Origin of the sequence: [Anoxybacillus] calidus (assembly GCF_013760845.1) — a bacterium.
Classification (GTDB): Bacteria; Bacillota; Bacilli; order Bacillales; family Anoxybacillaceae; genus Paranoxybacillus; species Paranoxybacillus calidus.
Map to the genome: position 1 here is coordinate 294,105 of NZ_JACDUU010000001.1, position 13,469 is coordinate 307,573.

16 protein-coding genes and 1 riboswitch are annotated in these 13,469 nt (G+C 40.1%); of the genes, 12 read left to right on the forward strand and 4 right to left on the reverse strand.

The window, feature by feature from the left end; all coding sequences use genetic code 11:
• Positions 1–319 precede the first annotated feature (319 nt).
• Positions 320–1,639, forward strand: coding sequence for a diaminopimelate decarboxylase (gene lysA / locus HNQ85_RS01630; RefSeq protein WP_181535578.1), 1,320 nt, complete (start codon positions 320–322; stop codon positions 1,637–1,639).
• Positions 1,640–1,800: 161 nt separating this feature from the next.
• On the opposite strand, the gene HNQ85_RS01635 is transcribed toward lysA, so the two are convergent.
• Positions 1,801–2,712: a DUF1002 domain-containing protein gene (locus HNQ85_RS01635; protein WP_409994105.1), complete on the reverse strand. Its 912-nt coding sequence runs from the start codon at positions 2,710–2,712 to the stop codon at positions 1,801–1,803.
• A gap of 124 nt (positions 2,713–2,836) precedes the next feature.
• Between HNQ85_RS01635 and HNQ85_RS01640 the strand changes: the two genes are divergently transcribed.
• Positions 2,837–3,277 (forward strand): peptidylprolyl isomerase, encoded by a 441-nt coding sequence (locus HNQ85_RS01640; protein ID WP_111644093.1) that lies wholly within the window; start codon positions 2,837–2,839, stop codon positions 3,275–3,277.
• A 233-nt stretch (positions 3,278–3,510) separates the two neighbouring features.
• On the opposite strand, the gene HNQ85_RS01645 is transcribed toward HNQ85_RS01640, so the two are convergent.
• Positions 3,511–4,614, reverse strand: a complete 1,104-nt coding sequence (locus HNQ85_RS01645; protein ID WP_181535582.1) for a DUF1648 domain-containing protein — start codon at positions 4,612–4,614, stop codon at positions 3,511–3,513.
• Positions 4,614–5,009: a GntR family transcriptional regulator gene (locus HNQ85_RS01650; RefSeq protein WP_181535584.1), complete on the reverse strand. Its 396-nt coding sequence runs from the start codon at positions 5,007–5,009 to the stop codon at positions 4,614–4,616. Before HNQ85_RS01650 ends, HNQ85_RS01645 begins: the two co-directional genes overlap by 1 nt.
• 190 nt (positions 5,010–5,199) lie before the next feature.
• Positions 5,200–5,334, forward strand: a riboswitch (FMN riboswitch).
• Positions 5,335–5,639: 305 nt separating this feature from the next.
• Here HNQ85_RS01650 and ribD point away from each other — a divergent pair.
• From ribD to HNQ85_RS01675, 5 genes are all read left to right on the forward strand, one after another.
• Positions 5,640–6,746, forward strand: a complete 1,107-nt coding sequence (gene ribD, locus HNQ85_RS01655; RefSeq protein WP_181535586.1) for a bifunctional diaminohydroxyphosphoribosylaminopyrimidine deaminase/5-amino-6-(5-phosphoribosylamino)uracil reductase RibD — start codon at positions 5,640–5,642, stop codon at positions 6,744–6,746.
• Complete coding sequence (gene ribE / locus HNQ85_RS01660; protein ID WP_181535588.1) at positions 6,746–7,396, forward strand: riboflavin synthase; 651 nt, start codon at positions 6,746–6,748, stop codon at positions 7,394–7,396. The genes ribD and ribE overlap by 1 nt, the downstream gene beginning before the upstream one ends.
• Positions 7,397–7,414: 18 nt before the next feature.
• Positions 7,415–8,608: a bifunctional 3,4-dihydroxy-2-butanone-4-phosphate synthase/GTP cyclohydrolase II gene (locus tag HNQ85_RS01665; RefSeq protein ID WP_181535589.1), complete on the forward strand. Its 1,194-nt coding sequence runs from the start codon at positions 7,415–7,417 to the stop codon at positions 8,606–8,608.
• Between the two features lie 97 nt (positions 8,609–8,705).
• Positions 8,706–9,170: a 6,7-dimethyl-8-ribityllumazine synthase gene (gene ribH / locus HNQ85_RS01670; protein ID WP_181536479.1), complete on the forward strand. Its 465-nt coding sequence runs from the start codon at positions 8,706–8,708 to the stop codon at positions 9,168–9,170.
• 298 nt (positions 9,171–9,468) lie between these two features.
• Positions 9,469–9,813: a GNAT family N-acetyltransferase gene (locus HNQ85_RS01675; RefSeq protein ID WP_181535591.1), complete on the forward strand. Its 345-nt coding sequence runs from the start codon at positions 9,469–9,471 to the stop codon at positions 9,811–9,813.
• A 78-nt stretch (positions 9,814–9,891) separates the two neighbouring features.
• On the opposite strand, the gene HNQ85_RS01680 is transcribed toward HNQ85_RS01675, so the two are convergent.
• The gene (locus tag HNQ85_RS01680) at positions 9,892–10,419 is read right to left on the reverse strand and encodes a DUF309 domain-containing protein (RefSeq protein ID WP_181535593.1); all 528 of its coding nucleotides are present in this window, start codon (positions 10,417–10,419) and stop codon (positions 9,892–9,894) included.
• 123 nt (positions 10,420–10,542) lie between these two features.
• On the opposite strand from HNQ85_RS01680, the gene HNQ85_RS01685 reads away from it, so the two are divergent.
• From HNQ85_RS01685 to HNQ85_RS01705, 5 genes are all read left to right on the forward strand, one after another.
• Complete coding sequence (locus HNQ85_RS01685; RefSeq protein WP_181535595.1) at positions 10,543–11,313, forward strand: segregation/condensation protein A; 771 nt, start codon at positions 10,543–10,545, stop codon at positions 11,311–11,313.
• A complete protein-coding gene (scpB, locus tag HNQ85_RS01690; protein ID WP_181535597.1) occupies positions 11,300–11,890 on the forward strand; it encodes an SMC-Scp complex subunit ScpB in 591 nt (196 codons plus the stop codon). The genes HNQ85_RS01685 and scpB overlap by 14 nt, the downstream gene beginning before the upstream one ends.
• Positions 11,891–11,969: 79 nt before the next feature.
• Positions 11,970–12,389: a hypothetical protein gene (locus tag HNQ85_RS01695; RefSeq protein WP_181535599.1), complete on the forward strand. Its 420-nt coding sequence runs from the start codon at positions 11,970–11,972 to the stop codon at positions 12,387–12,389.
• A gap of 21 nt (positions 12,390–12,410) precedes the next feature.
• Entirely contained in the window at positions 12,411–12,902 is a 492-nt protein-coding gene (locus HNQ85_RS01700) for a YpuI family protein (protein ID WP_181535601.1), read from the forward strand.
• A 176-nt stretch (positions 12,903–13,078) separates the two neighbouring features.
• Positions 13,079–13,321, forward strand: a complete 243-nt coding sequence (locus tag HNQ85_RS01705; protein WP_458296499.1) for an ASCH domain-containing protein — start codon at positions 13,079–13,081, stop codon at positions 13,319–13,321.
• The last annotated feature ends 148 nt before the right edge of the window (positions 13,322–13,469 follow it).

Consider the following 13,469-nt stretch of genomic DNA (forward strand, 5'->3'; position numbering starts at 1 on the left):
GTGATAATTTATACGTAATCTTTTTATCGCGGAAAAGGCAGTTAATCGTTGCTTGTTAACTGTCTTTTTTGCTTTCTTATACAAGAAACGAATTGAGTAGTTATAAAAGAGTTCGGAACCGAGCCGATAGGGATGTGAATGTAATCGTTGGATTGCTTATCCATGAAAGTCTTGTGGAAGTAGAGTGAATGTCTATGCGAAGAGATAAAAGAAACTCTTTAGTACGCAAGAACGTGCTGGTTTTAGTCGTGCAGAGGTTCAGATGCACATAAAAATTAACATTTTTAAATGTTTAATTTCACGGGAATGAGGGATTGTCATGTATTTTCATGGGACAAGTCGCGTCAATGAAAAGGGGCATCTAGAAATTGGCGGTGTCGATGTTGTTGATTTAGCGCAAGAATACGGTACGCCGTTATATATTTATGATGTTGCATTAATTCGTGAACGCGCCCGCGCTTTTAAGCAAACGTTTGAAAAGCATGGGGTGAAAGCGCAAGTTGCTTACGCAAGCAAGGCATTTTCAACAGTCGCAATGGTGCAATTAGTAGAAGAAGAAGGATTGTCGTTAGATGTTGTGTCTGGCGGGGAATTGTATACAGCGTTAAAGGCGGGCTTTCCACCTGAACGCATTCATTTCCATGGGAATAACAAAAGCTATGAAGAACTGGAAATGGCGCTTCAACATGAAATAGGCTGCATTGTTGTCGATAATTTTTATGAATTATCCCTTCTCGAACAGCTAAGCAAGCAACATGGTGTGACAACTTCCGTATTGCTAAGGGTAACGCCGGGAATTGAAGCACATACGCACGACTATATTTTAACAGGACAGGAAGATTCGAAATTTGGTTTTGATTTGAATAATGGTCAAGCGGATGAAGCGATCGAAAAGGCTTTGGCATCTTCATCTTTCAAAGTGTTAGGCCTTCATTGTCATATCGGTTCGCAAATTTTTGAGACGACAGGATTTGTATTAGCGGCACGGAAAATTTTTAAGAAAATTGGCGATTGGAAAGAAAAGTTCGGCTTTGTACCAGAAGTCGTCAATCTTGGCGGCGGTTTTGGCATTCGCTATACGAGCGAAGACGATCCGATCTCAGCTTCGATGTATGTTGAACAAATTATTGATGAAGTAAAGAAGCAAGTAGCGGAGCTTGGTATTCCAATGCCGGAAATTTGGATTGAGCCGGGTCGTTCGTTAGTCGGGGATGCTGGGACGACAATTTATTCCATTGGCTCGCGGAAAGAAGTGCCAAACGTCCGTCAATATGTAGCGGTGGACGGCGGTATGAGCGACAATATCCGTCCGGCTCTTTATGAAGCAAAATATGAGGCTGTACTTGCCAACCGTGTTCTTGATGAGAACGAAGAAGTCGTCTCTATTGCTGGAAAATGCTGCGAGTCCGGGGATATGTTAATTTGGGACTTGCCGCTTCCGAAAGCGCAGGCAGGCGATTACTTAGCGGTATTTTGTACAGGAGCTTACGGCTATTCAATGGCGAACAACTATAACCGCATTCCGCGTCCAGCTGTCGTGTTCGTCGAAAACGGCGAAGCTCAGCTTGTCGTCAAGCGCGAGACATATGAAGATTTAGTTCGCTTAGACGTGCCGCTCAAGGCGAAAGTAAATAAATAAGCAATGAAAAAGCAAGCATCGAGTTGGCTCGGTGCTTGTTTTTGTTTTTAACATTTTTTCCGAGGAGTCTTCCGCTTATAAACGGAGGGGGAGAGATTGTCGAAAAGATAAAGAATGGGGCTGATATTTTTGGATCAGCCCCGATATTTATGAGACAGCCGCTATTGATTTTGTTGATTTTCTGAAGTAAGCGCGGCTTTAATCGCATTCCAAATTTCTCTTAAAATGTCAATAATATTTTGAATAAATGTTTTTCCTTCTTCCGATTGCAAGAATGTCGAAATTTTATCTTTTGCTTTGCTTAACTGGTCATTTACTTGGTTCCAGTCGATATTTAAGTTTTTCATTTTGTTAAACAACGAAATTAAACTGTTAATTTCTTCTTCTGTTAGCGTAATGCCTAGTTCTTTGGCAATGCGTTCAATAAGGGCGCGCAAGTCTGCATCGGTTGTTGGAGGGTTTTTGGCGATTTCTTCTTTAATTCTTGTAAGAAGTGCTACAGCTTTATCATTACCGATTGACTCGCCAAGCTTTGCTGTTTTGACCATTTCTTCATTGGCGACTTTTTTCACTTCATCAGGAATGACTTGGTCGGAAGAAACTTCATACGCCTTCATTAGCCCGGTCAACGCAGCTGTTCCGGAAACAGGGAAAGGGGCGGTAATATAAATTTTGGCATCTTTTACCCCCGCGGTAATGAGCGCGTTTGTGTACATTTCTTCCGTTACCCATGTGATGTTATTTGTTTCTACGTCAAGCCCTGAGCCTTTTGCACCGATTGTAATCATCGATGACGAAATCGCTTTTGTACCAATTTGCGCTTTTGGAATGACACCGCCAAGATATTTATGTTCCTCCGCGTTTGATACGGTGATGGTTTGCGCGTTTTCTGGTGCATTCATTTCATTTAACACTTGTTGTTTTTGCTGCTCTGTTAAGTTTTCACCTAATGTAATAATGACATCGCCCTCTACCGCATCCGCAGCGGCAATCGCTGGGTAAGTAAACAGTAGTGATGTTAATAACAATCCCACAATGGTTCGTTTCAAGACAATTACCTCCTTTTTATCCATTCATTATTGCATTTTTTCCAACAGACATTCCTATTGTACAAAGAATGTTTGGAATATAGAAGTAAAATGTAGTAGAATGAAAAAGCTCGTTTTATTAAGACGATTCAAACAGGATGGAGGTTTCATTATGAAAAAAGCGTTAATCGAAATGGAAAACGGTGACCGCATCGTAATCGAATTATTTCCAAATGAAGCGCCAGGAACGGTGGCCAACTTTGAAAAATTAGCCAATGAAGGATTTTATAACGGACTAACGTTCCATCGCGTCATTCCAGGTTTTGTTGCTCAAGGTGGGTGCCCAAGAGGAAATGGGACTGGCGATGCTGGTTACACCATTAAATGCGAAACGGACAACAATCCACATAAACATGTGACTGGTGCGGTTTCCATGGCGCATCGCGGCCGTGACACAGGAAGCTGCCAATTTTTCATCGTTCATGAACCGCAGCCGCATTTAGATGGGGTACATACCGTATTCGGACAAGTCATTGAAGGAATGGACGCTGTCTATCGCATTAAACAAGGCGACGTGATGAAAGAAGTGAAAGTTTGGGAAGAACAATAATCTTCCATCGAAAAAAGACTTAACAGATTAACGGCTGTTAAGTCTTTTTGTATAATAAATGATGGTAGAGGTGAAACAGCATGAATCGAAAAAATTGGATTATGTTTTTTATCCTACTCGCAGCAAGTCTTGGCTGGGGAACTATTTATTGGCTGTTTATTGCGAAATAGAAAAAATACTTAGGATGGCAACAAAGGTCCATCCCTAAGTGTTTTTTATAGAGTGACTCTAAGCTACTCTACTGGAATGAAAAAGAGTACGATCAGCAAAAGGAAAGGAAAGGCTATAAATAACCAAGCAGCTGGGCGGGCAAGATTGACTGTCCAGCCAATCCCAAACCGTTTCTCTACAAAAAGAGATGAATCATTGCGGTTGAAATAAAATATTCCCAATTTCCAATATTCATCGTTATCATAATCAACCCACAGTGTTTTCTCTCCTTGTTCACTTTCTACTCGACTGCCACCCTGACCGATTTTAAAGGCTAACCATATGATCCAAATAAGTTGAAATATAAGTATAATGATGATCGTTGTTGCCAATACCGCTTTCGGAATAGGAGTAATGATTGTTAATTGAATCACGAAAAATAACAGTGCAATCATAATAGTTGAACTGATTGTAAACAACGACCAATGACGGCGGAACAAAATATTTTGTCTCTTTGACTTTTCTGGGTTGGCTGCGTTTAACTCTTGTTTTGCCTTTTTTATAATTGTATTAACTATCATCGAAAGGAAAATGACGCCGACTTGGATAATTGGCAACATTCCAACCGTGTATATCGATTTTTTCGTATAGCGGGTAACATTTCCTAGCAAATCAAAATGAATCGGTAATCGTTCAGGCAGACTCGGATACATCCCGATAGTAATGAGAATAGTTAAAAATGAGATAAACAAAGGGATTAAAAACCATCCATTCGAATAGACAAGTCGCTCCTCTCGAAATTTAAGATCAACAATGACACGTTCCTTTCTCTCTGTTTTCCAGCCATGCTCCTTTTTCAATCGCTTGACTTTTTTATGAAAGGGTATATAAATAACAAAAGGAATAAGTATGAAAAGCAAAGTAAAGGCAATAGTGGTAATCCCTAACAACCTTTCGGATTGAATAAAGGATGTTAAGAAAAAGAAAACAAGCAATGAGGATGTCGAGATTGCTGTTATTTTTGCATACTGTTTTCGTAATTTTTTAAGGATGGGTAGCTTAGCTGCCTCTTCTGGAATGGAAATACCAAAGCATTCTGTCGGTCTTGTTAAATAAGGCATAGCCGAAAGTAAAATCAACGCGGGAAGCAATGTAACACTGAAAATAATCATATCAATAAAAGACATTAACATTTCCCTCCTTTAAGCTCAATTTCATCAAAAATTTTCGAGCAAAGCGTTAAAAACTGATTCTTTGTTAAACGCCGGCAAATGGATTCCATTGCTAATGGACGAAGAGAAGTGAGCAATCGTTCATAAAACTCATCGTCTGCTTGCCGCATTTCGTCGCTGTTAATAACCGCTCCTTTCTTTCGGTGAATTTGAATGAAACCTAGTTGTTTGAGATGCTGGTAAGCTTTATTCACTGTAAGCATATTCACGCCTAAGTCAGCGGCTAATGTTCGAACAGGAGGAAGTTCATCCCCCGGCTTTAACTCTCTAGTTGCAATTCCTTCTATAATGGCGTGAACCAATTGCATGTATATTGGGATGTCTGATTCAAAATCTAGCTCAATAAACATAAATTCCCCTCTTTTTGTTTTATTTGTTATACATATAATATAACAAATAAAACAAAAAGTATACATTATTAATTATAAAAGTCTGAATAATCAGAAATGATTGTTATCAAAATATTGTTGATTTTTCTCAAGCCTCTTTTTAGTTGTCAATCACTTTGTTTATGCTATAATGATAAAAAATTTAATATTGTTCATCCTTCGGGGCAGGGTGAAATTCCCGACCGGCGGTATTGAAACGAATTCGTTTCTCAGCCCGCGAGCCGTATAGGCACGATCCGGTGCGATTCCGGAGCCGACAGTATAGTCTGGATGGGAGAAGGATTATACACAGCACATTAAAAAAGCTGTTTTTTGATCAACATTGGTAAGCTGTTCGTTGCTATGTCACATGCACACAAGTGACAGCGATTGAACAAAAAACTGTTTTCTCGACCAATTTATTTGTTCGCAAATGTTTGGTTCGGTTATAGTTGGTCGAAAAGCAATGCGGTGTATATAAAACAGCTTTCATACGCTTCGTTATGTGCTGTAATTTGACATGCGAAAAATGTCAATGAAGTAATCGTTCTTACATAATTCTGCCCTGGGGCTTTTATCCTGGGGCTTTTTGTTTAGGAAGGGGGCGTCCATGTGAAACAAGATGAATATTATATGCGATTTGCAATAGAGCTAGCCAAAGCAGGAATTGGGCAAACGTCTCCTAATCCAGTCGTCGGTGCGGTCGTTGTGAAGAATGGCGAAATTGTTGGATTTGGGGCGCATTTAAAAGCGGGCGAACCGCATGCGGAAGTGCATGCGCTGCGCATGGCAGGTGAGAAGGCAAAGGACGCTACGGTGTATGTGACACTTGAGCCATGTAGTCATTACGGCAAAACGCCGCCATGTGCGGATTTGCTTATTGAAACAGGGGTCAAACGCGTGATCATCGCAACAACTGACCCAAATCCGCTTGTTGCTGGAAAAGGCATTGCCAAGCTGCGTCAAGCGGGGATTGAAGTTGATGTCGGCATTTTAAAACAAGAAGCAGATGAACTTAATCAAGTTTTCTTTCATTATATCGCGACCAAAACGCCGTTTGTCACGTTGAAATATGCAAGCAGCTTAGATGGAAAAATTGCGACAAAAACCGGAGAAAGCAAATGGATTACATCGGAAGCAGCGCGGCGTGATGTTCATCGTCATCGCCAGCTGCACGATGCGATTCTTGTCGGTGTCAATACCGTGATTGCTGATAATCCAAGTTTAACGGTACGGCATGTGAAAGGAGCCAAAAACCCCATCCGCATCATTTTAGATACACATTTGCGCACGCCTCTCGATGCGAACGTTGTTAACGATGGGGAAGTAGAAACATGGATTGTTGTTGGTAGCATGGTAAAAGAGGAGAAAATGGCGCAATATAGTGGGAAGCATGTGCGAATCATCAAAATGAATCAACCTAAAATCGTTATTGATGAGTTGCTAAAGGTACTTGGAGAGAAACAGATTACTTCTTTATTTGTTGAAGGCGGTGCGGAAGTGCACGGCAGTTTTATTGAAGCAAAAGCGGTTAATCAAGTGATTGCTTATATTGCGCCGAAAGTCATCGGAGGCAAAGATGCTCCTGCTCCGATCGGTGGCAGCGGTTTTGCGCAAATGGCAGATGTGATGAATTTGAAAATAAAAAGTGTCGAAACGATTGGTCCAGATTTAAAAATCGTTGCTTTGCCTATTACAGATGAAAAGGATGAGGAATGATGTTTACGGGAATTATTGAGGAAGTCGGTACAATCGAACAAATGAGACAATCAGGAGAAGCGATTGTTTTAACGATTGGCGCCCGCAAAATTTTAGAGGATGTGAAACTTGGTGACAGCATTGCCGTCAACGGTGTTTGTTTAACGGTCACTTCCTTTACCACACAATCCTTTACCGTCGACGTTATGCCGGAAACGGTCAGAGCGACTTCACTAAGGATGCTAAAACGCGGCTCGAAAGTGAATCTTGAGCGGGCGATGGCGGCAAACGGCCGCTTTGGCGGTCATTTTGTTTCTGGGCATGTTGATGGAGTCGGAGAAATTATTCGCAAAGAGCCGGTTGCCAATGCTGTCTATTACGAAATTAAAATTCCAAAAGAGTTGCGAAAATATATGATTTTCAAAGGATCGGTTGCTGTTGACGGGACAAGCTTAACGATTTTCGGTTTGACGGATGATACGTTTACGATTTCCCTCATTCCGCATACCCGAGCGGAAACGATTTTAGGAGACAAACAAATCGGCGACATTGTGAATATAGAATGTGACGTTATCGGCAAATACGTTGAGCAGTTTATAAACGGAAAAAAAGATGAGCAACCTAAATCAAACATTACGCTCGAATTTTTAGAAGAGCACGGATATAAATAAATCCAAGGGGGGAGCGACATGTTTAATACAATTGAAGAAGCGATTTATGATTTAATGCAAGGTAAAGTAGTTATCGTTTGTGACGATGAAGATCGTGAAAATGAAGGTGATTTTGTCGTGTTAGCGGAAAAAGCGACACCTGAAGTGATTAACTTTATGATTACTCATGGCCGCGGGCTTGTATGTGTACCAATTACGGAAGAATTAGCAGATAAGTTGGAATTACATCCGATGGTCAATCATAATACGGATCCGCACGGCACCGCGTTTACCGTCAGCATCGACTATAAAACAACAACAACGGGTATTAGCGCGTTTGAACGTTCGACGACAATTCAAGCGCTTCTAGACCCGAATACCAAGGCAAGCGATTTTAAGCGTCCTGGTCATGTGTTTCCGCTTGTTGCTAAAAAAGGTGGAGTGTTGCGCCGTGCTGGACATACGGAAGCAGCCATTGATTTGGCGCGTCTTTGCGGGGCAAAACCAGCGGGGGTCATTTGCGAAATTATTAAGGAAGACGGAACAATGGCAAGGGTGCCAGATTTGCGGAAAATCGCTGATGAATTTGATTTGAAAATGATTACAATTAAAGATTTAATCAAATATCGCAATCGAAAAGAAAAATTGGTGAAGCGCGAAGTAGAGATTACATTGCCGACGGAATTTGGCGAGTTTCGCGCCATTGGCTATACAAACTCCATAGACAATAAAGAACATGTCGCGCTTGTCAAAGGAGAAGTCATTCCTGATGAGCCTGTTCTTGTTCGTGTTCATTCCGAATGCTTAACAGGCGATGTATTCGGTTCGTTCCGTTGCGATTGTGGACCGCAGCTTCATGCGGCACTTCGGCAAATCGAAGAGGAGGGTCGTGGCATTCTTTTATATATGCGTCAAGAAGGACGCGGTATCGGTTTAATCAACAAATTGCGCGCCTATAAGCTTCAGGAGCAGGGGTATGATACGGTAGAAGCGAATGAAAAACTCGGTTTTCCTCCTGATTTGCGCGACTATGGCATCGGGGCACAAATTTTAAAAGATTTAGGTGTAACAAAAATGCGCTTGTTGACAAACAATCCGCGTAAGATTGCTGGATTAAAAGGATATGATTTAGAAGTGGTTGAGCGTGTACCATTGCAAATGCCAATGAAAAAGGAAAATGAACGATATTTAAAAACAAAATACGAAAAGTTAGGACATCTGTTACACTTTTAAGGAAATTGTTGTGGAGATGTAAAAATTTTTGTATTATGAAAACGGTTAACCATCTTGCGTTAGTTGATGGTTCGATAATAGGAGGATGGATAGAATGATGAAGGTAATAGAAGGAAATTTAGTAGGTACAGGGTTAAAAATTGGCATTGTTGTTTCACGTTTTAACGAATTTATTACCGGTAAATTGTTATCTGGCGCGATGGATGGTTTAAAGCGTCACGGTGTTGACGAAAATGATATCACAGTGGCTTGGGTGCCAGGGGCATTTGAAATTCCGTTAATCGCGAAGAAAATGGCGGAATCAGGAAAATTTGATGCAGTCATTACATTAGGAGCTGTTATTAGAGGGGCAACAAGCCATTATGACTATGTTTGCAACGAGGTGGCAAAAGGTGTATCACACGCTGCTTTATCAACAGGCACACCGGTCATTTTTGGTGTCTTAACGACAGATACAATTGAGCAAGCCATTGAACGAGCGGGCACAAAAGCCGGCAATAAAGGATGGGAAGCAGCTGTAAGTGCGATTGAAATGGCAAACGTTCTTCGTTCTTTTGCATAAAATATAAAGAAGTCTCTCACTTTCAAAGTCTTCAAACGTTTTGCTAAGATGGGGAAGGATTTTTGGTTGATCATAGCGAATGTACATCCTGTCTTAGCGATAGAGAGAGCGGCGGATACATGTAAAGCTGTTCTTGCATGTTGTTCTTTGTAAGTCGTTTAGAATCCTCCACTTCAAACGAAGTTAAGTGAAGGGGAGTTCACAATAGGAAAAATAACGTTTATAATACCTAATTAGAAAACGACTGAGTTGCTTTTCTGTATTGAAGAAAAGTCTTGTCAGTAATGAGGGATTATTTATGCTTATTCGCTATCGAAAAAATTATGAAAAAATTGCGATGGGGCTTCTTTCATTCATGCCTTCAGAGAAAGACTTAAAAAAGCTCCAGCAAACGATTAAAAACTATGAAGTAAACGATGATTGGCAGCTGTTTTTATGGAAAGAAGATGATGATATTATTGGGATCATCGGCATTTTGCTTCTTGATGGCGAAATTGCTGAAATTCAGCACATTAGTGTAAATCCTTCACACCGTCATCAAGGAATCGGGAAGCAAATGGTGAAAGCGTTAAAAGAGATGTTCCCGCAATATGAATTTCGAGCAAATGAATTTACGGCAGCTTTCATCGATAAGTGTGAATGATAAGAGACTGACTTTGGTAAAGTGTCAGACCTCGCAGCCACCATATGTGGAATGTTTGTGAGGTCTGACACTTGTTGGTCAGCCTCTTTCTTTTTTTTCTCTAAGCCTTTTTTGTCTCTCGCGTTCTTCTATTACATCTGTACGGTCGCGCAGTTTATGTTTATGAAGAAGATATTCGTTGGAAAGGTCGCTTTCTTTCCCCCACTGCAACTGAAGCTGTTTACAAAGGTTTTGACACATTTCGAACAATGTTGCATCCTTAATAGGTAAATTCATGCTTTTATACGGAAGCCGATGTTCAATATCACTTATTCGCTTTTTGAGTTGCTGTATCAATTTGGGAACATCTAATCCTAATTTTTCTACTGCTTCTTGTTCTTTATGAGCTAACAAAAGCGCTTTTCGCATCATGCGCTCTGCACCTTTCCAATTTTGGCGACGGTGATGATAAAGAGCAACAGCAATTTGAATCAAAGCGACCCAAACTTGCTGCCTATCTTCGGGTGTCTTTTTTTTCCAATATTCTTCCAATATTTCATGGCATTCAAAATAATCACGATCCGTATGAAAATGAAGAAGAAAGTCAATATATGCTTTTGGATACATGGGCTGTTCTCTCCTAACGACAATCATTTGTATTGGTATTGTATCATAAAATCATGAAAAATTTTGTTGGACAACGATTTAATATCATCTATACTTAACGGTAGTGTATTTGGAATTGGTGGGATGAACGTGCAGTACAGCGTAAAAATTGATGCATTTGAAGGACCGCTTGATTTATTATTGCATCTCATTAACCGCTATGAAATTGATATTTACGATATTCCTGTAGCGGAAATTACCGAGCAATATATGGCCTATATCCATACGATGCAAGAGTTGGAGTTGGACATTGCAAGCGAATATTTAGTGATGGCAGCTACGCTTTTAGCGATTAAAAGTAAGATGCTGCTTCCTAAACATGAAGAAGAATCGCTTGACGATGAGATAGAACCATTTGTAGAAGACCCGCGTGAAGAATTGATGCAGCGCTTGCTGGAATATAAAAAATATAAAGAAGCGGCACGGGAGTTGAAAAAACGTGAAGAGGAGCGGTCGCTTTTATTTACAAAACCGCCGAGCGATTTAAGCGTCTATGCTTCTGAAATCAACGCTCAAAATCGTCCGCTCGATGTAAATATATACGATATGCTTGGCGCTTTATCAAAGCTATTGCGCCGCAAAAAGCTGCAAAAACCGCTGCATACAAAAATTACAAAACAAGAGATTTCGATTGAAAAACGAATGGATGAGATTTTAAGCGAATTAAAAAAAGAGAAAAGGCGAAAAAAATTCAATGAGCTTTTTCCTTATTATGATCGCGGACATATTGTTGTGACGTTTTTAGCGATTCTTGAGTTAATGAAAAAAAATCTCATTATGATTGAGCAGGAAAGAAACTTTGCCGATATTTTCATCTCTAGCAACGAAGGAGTGAAAACGGATGGAGATGAATGATTATAAAGCGATCGTTGAAGGGTTGTTATTTGCTGCCGGAGATGAGGGGCTTTCGCTTCAGCAAATTGCTTTAGTGCTCGAGATAAGCGAGGAACAGACGCTTCAAATTATTGAAGAGTTAAAGAAAGATTGTCAGCAAGTGTGCCGAGGCATTGAAGTGAACGAGATGGCAGGGACATTTCAACTGACAACGAAAAAAGAACATGCCCCTTATTTAAAGAAGCTAGTAGAGTCGCCTGGTTCATCTTCTTTGTCGCAGGCAGCCTTAGAGACGCTGGCTATTATTGCATACCGCCAGCCGATTACAAGGGCAGAAATTGAGGAAATTCGTGGCGTGAAAAGCGATAAACCGCTACAAACATTAATTGCCAAAGCGCTTATCAAGGAAGTGGGCAGAGCAGAAGGAACAGGCCGTCCGATTCTTTATGGCACAACGAAAGAGTTTCTTGATTACTTCGGGTTAAAGACAATTGAAGAGTTGCCGCCGCTTCCAGAAATGAGTGATGAACAAGAGGTTGAGAGAGAAGCGGACTTGTTCTTTGAAAAGTTTGAAGAAAATTTCGGTGAATTAAAATAATTTTCACATTATTCACTATATATGTGTTAAGATAAAAGTAAACTTTTCTAAATGTTGTCACGGTCTAAGGGGTGTTGATATGCTAATTCGGCAATGTAAAGGTTATGAGCTGGAGAAAGAGCAACCGAATACATCCGAAGATTTTTTCAACCGATCTGAAGTAACTTTTGTTGAAGACGGAATCGAAAAGACATTACATGTGTTATATGTGCGTTATTTTGAACAACTGTTCCCATCGTTTACTCCATACGAAAAAGACCCGATTTTTACGGTTGGTCAGCGTGAAGTATGCTTTAAAGATATCGTTGCTTTAGTTTGTTTATTAAAAAACCCAAGCTTTCGCCATCGTAAACGCATATATATTAACTCAGAGAAAGAGTTTCAGCGCTATTTTGAGTATGTTGAATTTGACAAGCTGCCAGAAATTTTTTCTGCCATCGAAACAAAAAGTGGCTATGAATTAAAATCACCGCTTTTATTTATCAAACAGCCATCTTAATCGGGCATAGGGGGTTCTTGTATGGGAAATACAATCGTGTTAAATCAAATGAAACAAGTGGAAACATTTTTAAAGAAAACGGTTGAGGCGATTTCCGATTATTTAAACAACACAACGATTACAAGCTTGTTAAATGAACAAGTGGATGGCGATAAAGACTACTATGAATTGCTTCTTTCCGATTTGCGCCGTCTTGTTGTATATTGTGAAGAAGGATTAGAAGCGTGCCACGTTGTCCTTCATGATGAGCCGTTCCGTAAAGCGGCTGCGGAAAAAACGTTGTATCGTATTTATCATTCGTGCATAGAGGAGTTTTTTGCGCCAAAAGGTGAGGGATGGTACGAAGACAGCCGTTCGGCCTATACGGGACGCAACTCCATTAAATTCCGGCAAACGCCTCCGCCTTCGCTCAAAAACTTGATTGCATCGCTTGAAAGCGGCTTTCAAACAATTCGCGAAGAATTAGAGTTTTATGAAACAGATTACCGAACAAAGATGATTCAGTCAAAATAAAGTGATGATGGAAGACCGATTCATGTGATGAATGGGTCTTCAACTATTTTTGAAGAAAAATTGGGTGATCTTATGTTCCATAGTATGGGACTTTATAAAAGGGCTTTTGATTCGATAAAGAAAGGCAAAAAATATACGAAGTAAGACTTAACGACGAAAAAAGAAGAAAAGTTCGAGTGGGTGACGTTATTGAATTTACAAAGGTTCCAGAAATGGATGAAAAAATCAAAGTGAAAGTACTGGAATTAAGACGTTACCCTACGTTTGAAGAAATGTATAAAGATATCCCATTTTCACTTTTCGATTGTGAGGGATGGACATTAGAAGAAATGATCAATAGTACATACGAAATATACAGCAAAGAGCAAGAACAGCGTTGGGGTGTACTCGCAATAAAGATTCAATTAATTGAATCGTAATAAGCTGGCTTTTTCTTTTGGCTCTATTAAATTTCAATGTTGATTTTTATTAAACTAACGAAGCAGCTTCGTTCAATAAGCTGAGGTTGTTGGTTATTGATTTCAAAGGAATTATTTAGTCCTTGTTGAATTTCATGATTGGAGATTA

Bases quoted from the DNA above. Each gene is read 5' to 3' on its own strand.
- scpB (WP_181535597.1), top strand. From the start codon at position 11,300: ATGGAGATGAATGATTATAAAGCGATCGTTGAAGGGTTGTTATTTGCT.
- HNQ85_RS01695 (WP_181535599.1), top strand. From the start codon at position 11,970: ATGCTAATTCGGCAATGTAAAGGTTATGAGCTGGAGAAAGAGCAACCG.
- HNQ85_RS01645 (WP_181535582.1), bottom strand. From the start codon at position 4,614: ATGTCTTTTATTGATATGATTATTTTCAGTGTTACATTGCTTCCCGCG.
- HNQ85_RS01675 (WP_181535591.1), top strand. From the start codon at position 9,469: ATGCTTATTCGCTATCGAAAAAATTATGAAAAAATTGCGATGGGGCTT.
- HNQ85_RS01680 (WP_181535593.1), bottom strand. From the start codon at position 10,419: ATGTATCCAAAAGCATATATTGACTTTCTTCTTCATTTTCATACGGAT.
- HNQ85_RS01635 (WP_409994105.1), bottom strand. From the start codon at position 2,712: ATGGATAAAAAGGAGGTAATTGTCTTGAAACGAACCATTGTGGGATTG.
- HNQ85_RS01650 (WP_181535584.1), bottom strand. From the start codon at position 5,009: ATGTTTATTGAGCTAGATTTTGAATCAGACATCCCAATATACATGCAA.
- HNQ85_RS01700 (WP_181535601.1), top strand. From the start codon at position 12,411: ATGGGAAATACAATCGTGTTAAATCAAATGAAACAAGTGGAAACATTT.
- HNQ85_RS01665 (WP_181535589.1), top strand. From the start codon at position 7,415: ATGTTTAATACAATTGAAGAAGCGATTTATGATTTAATGCAAGGTAAA.
- ribE (WP_181535588.1), top strand. From the start codon at position 6,746: ATGTTTACGGGAATTATTGAGGAAGTCGGTACAATCGAACAAATGAGA.
- ribH (WP_181536479.1), top strand. From the start codon at position 8,706: ATGAAGGTAATAGAAGGAAATTTAGTAGGTACAGGGTTAAAAATTGGC.
- lysA (WP_181535578.1), top strand. From the start codon at position 320: ATGTATTTTCATGGGACAAGTCGCGTCAATGAAAAGGGGCATCTAGAA.
- HNQ85_RS01685 (WP_181535595.1), top strand. From the start codon at position 10,543: ATGAACGTGCAGTACAGCGTAAAAATTGATGCATTTGAAGGACCGCTT.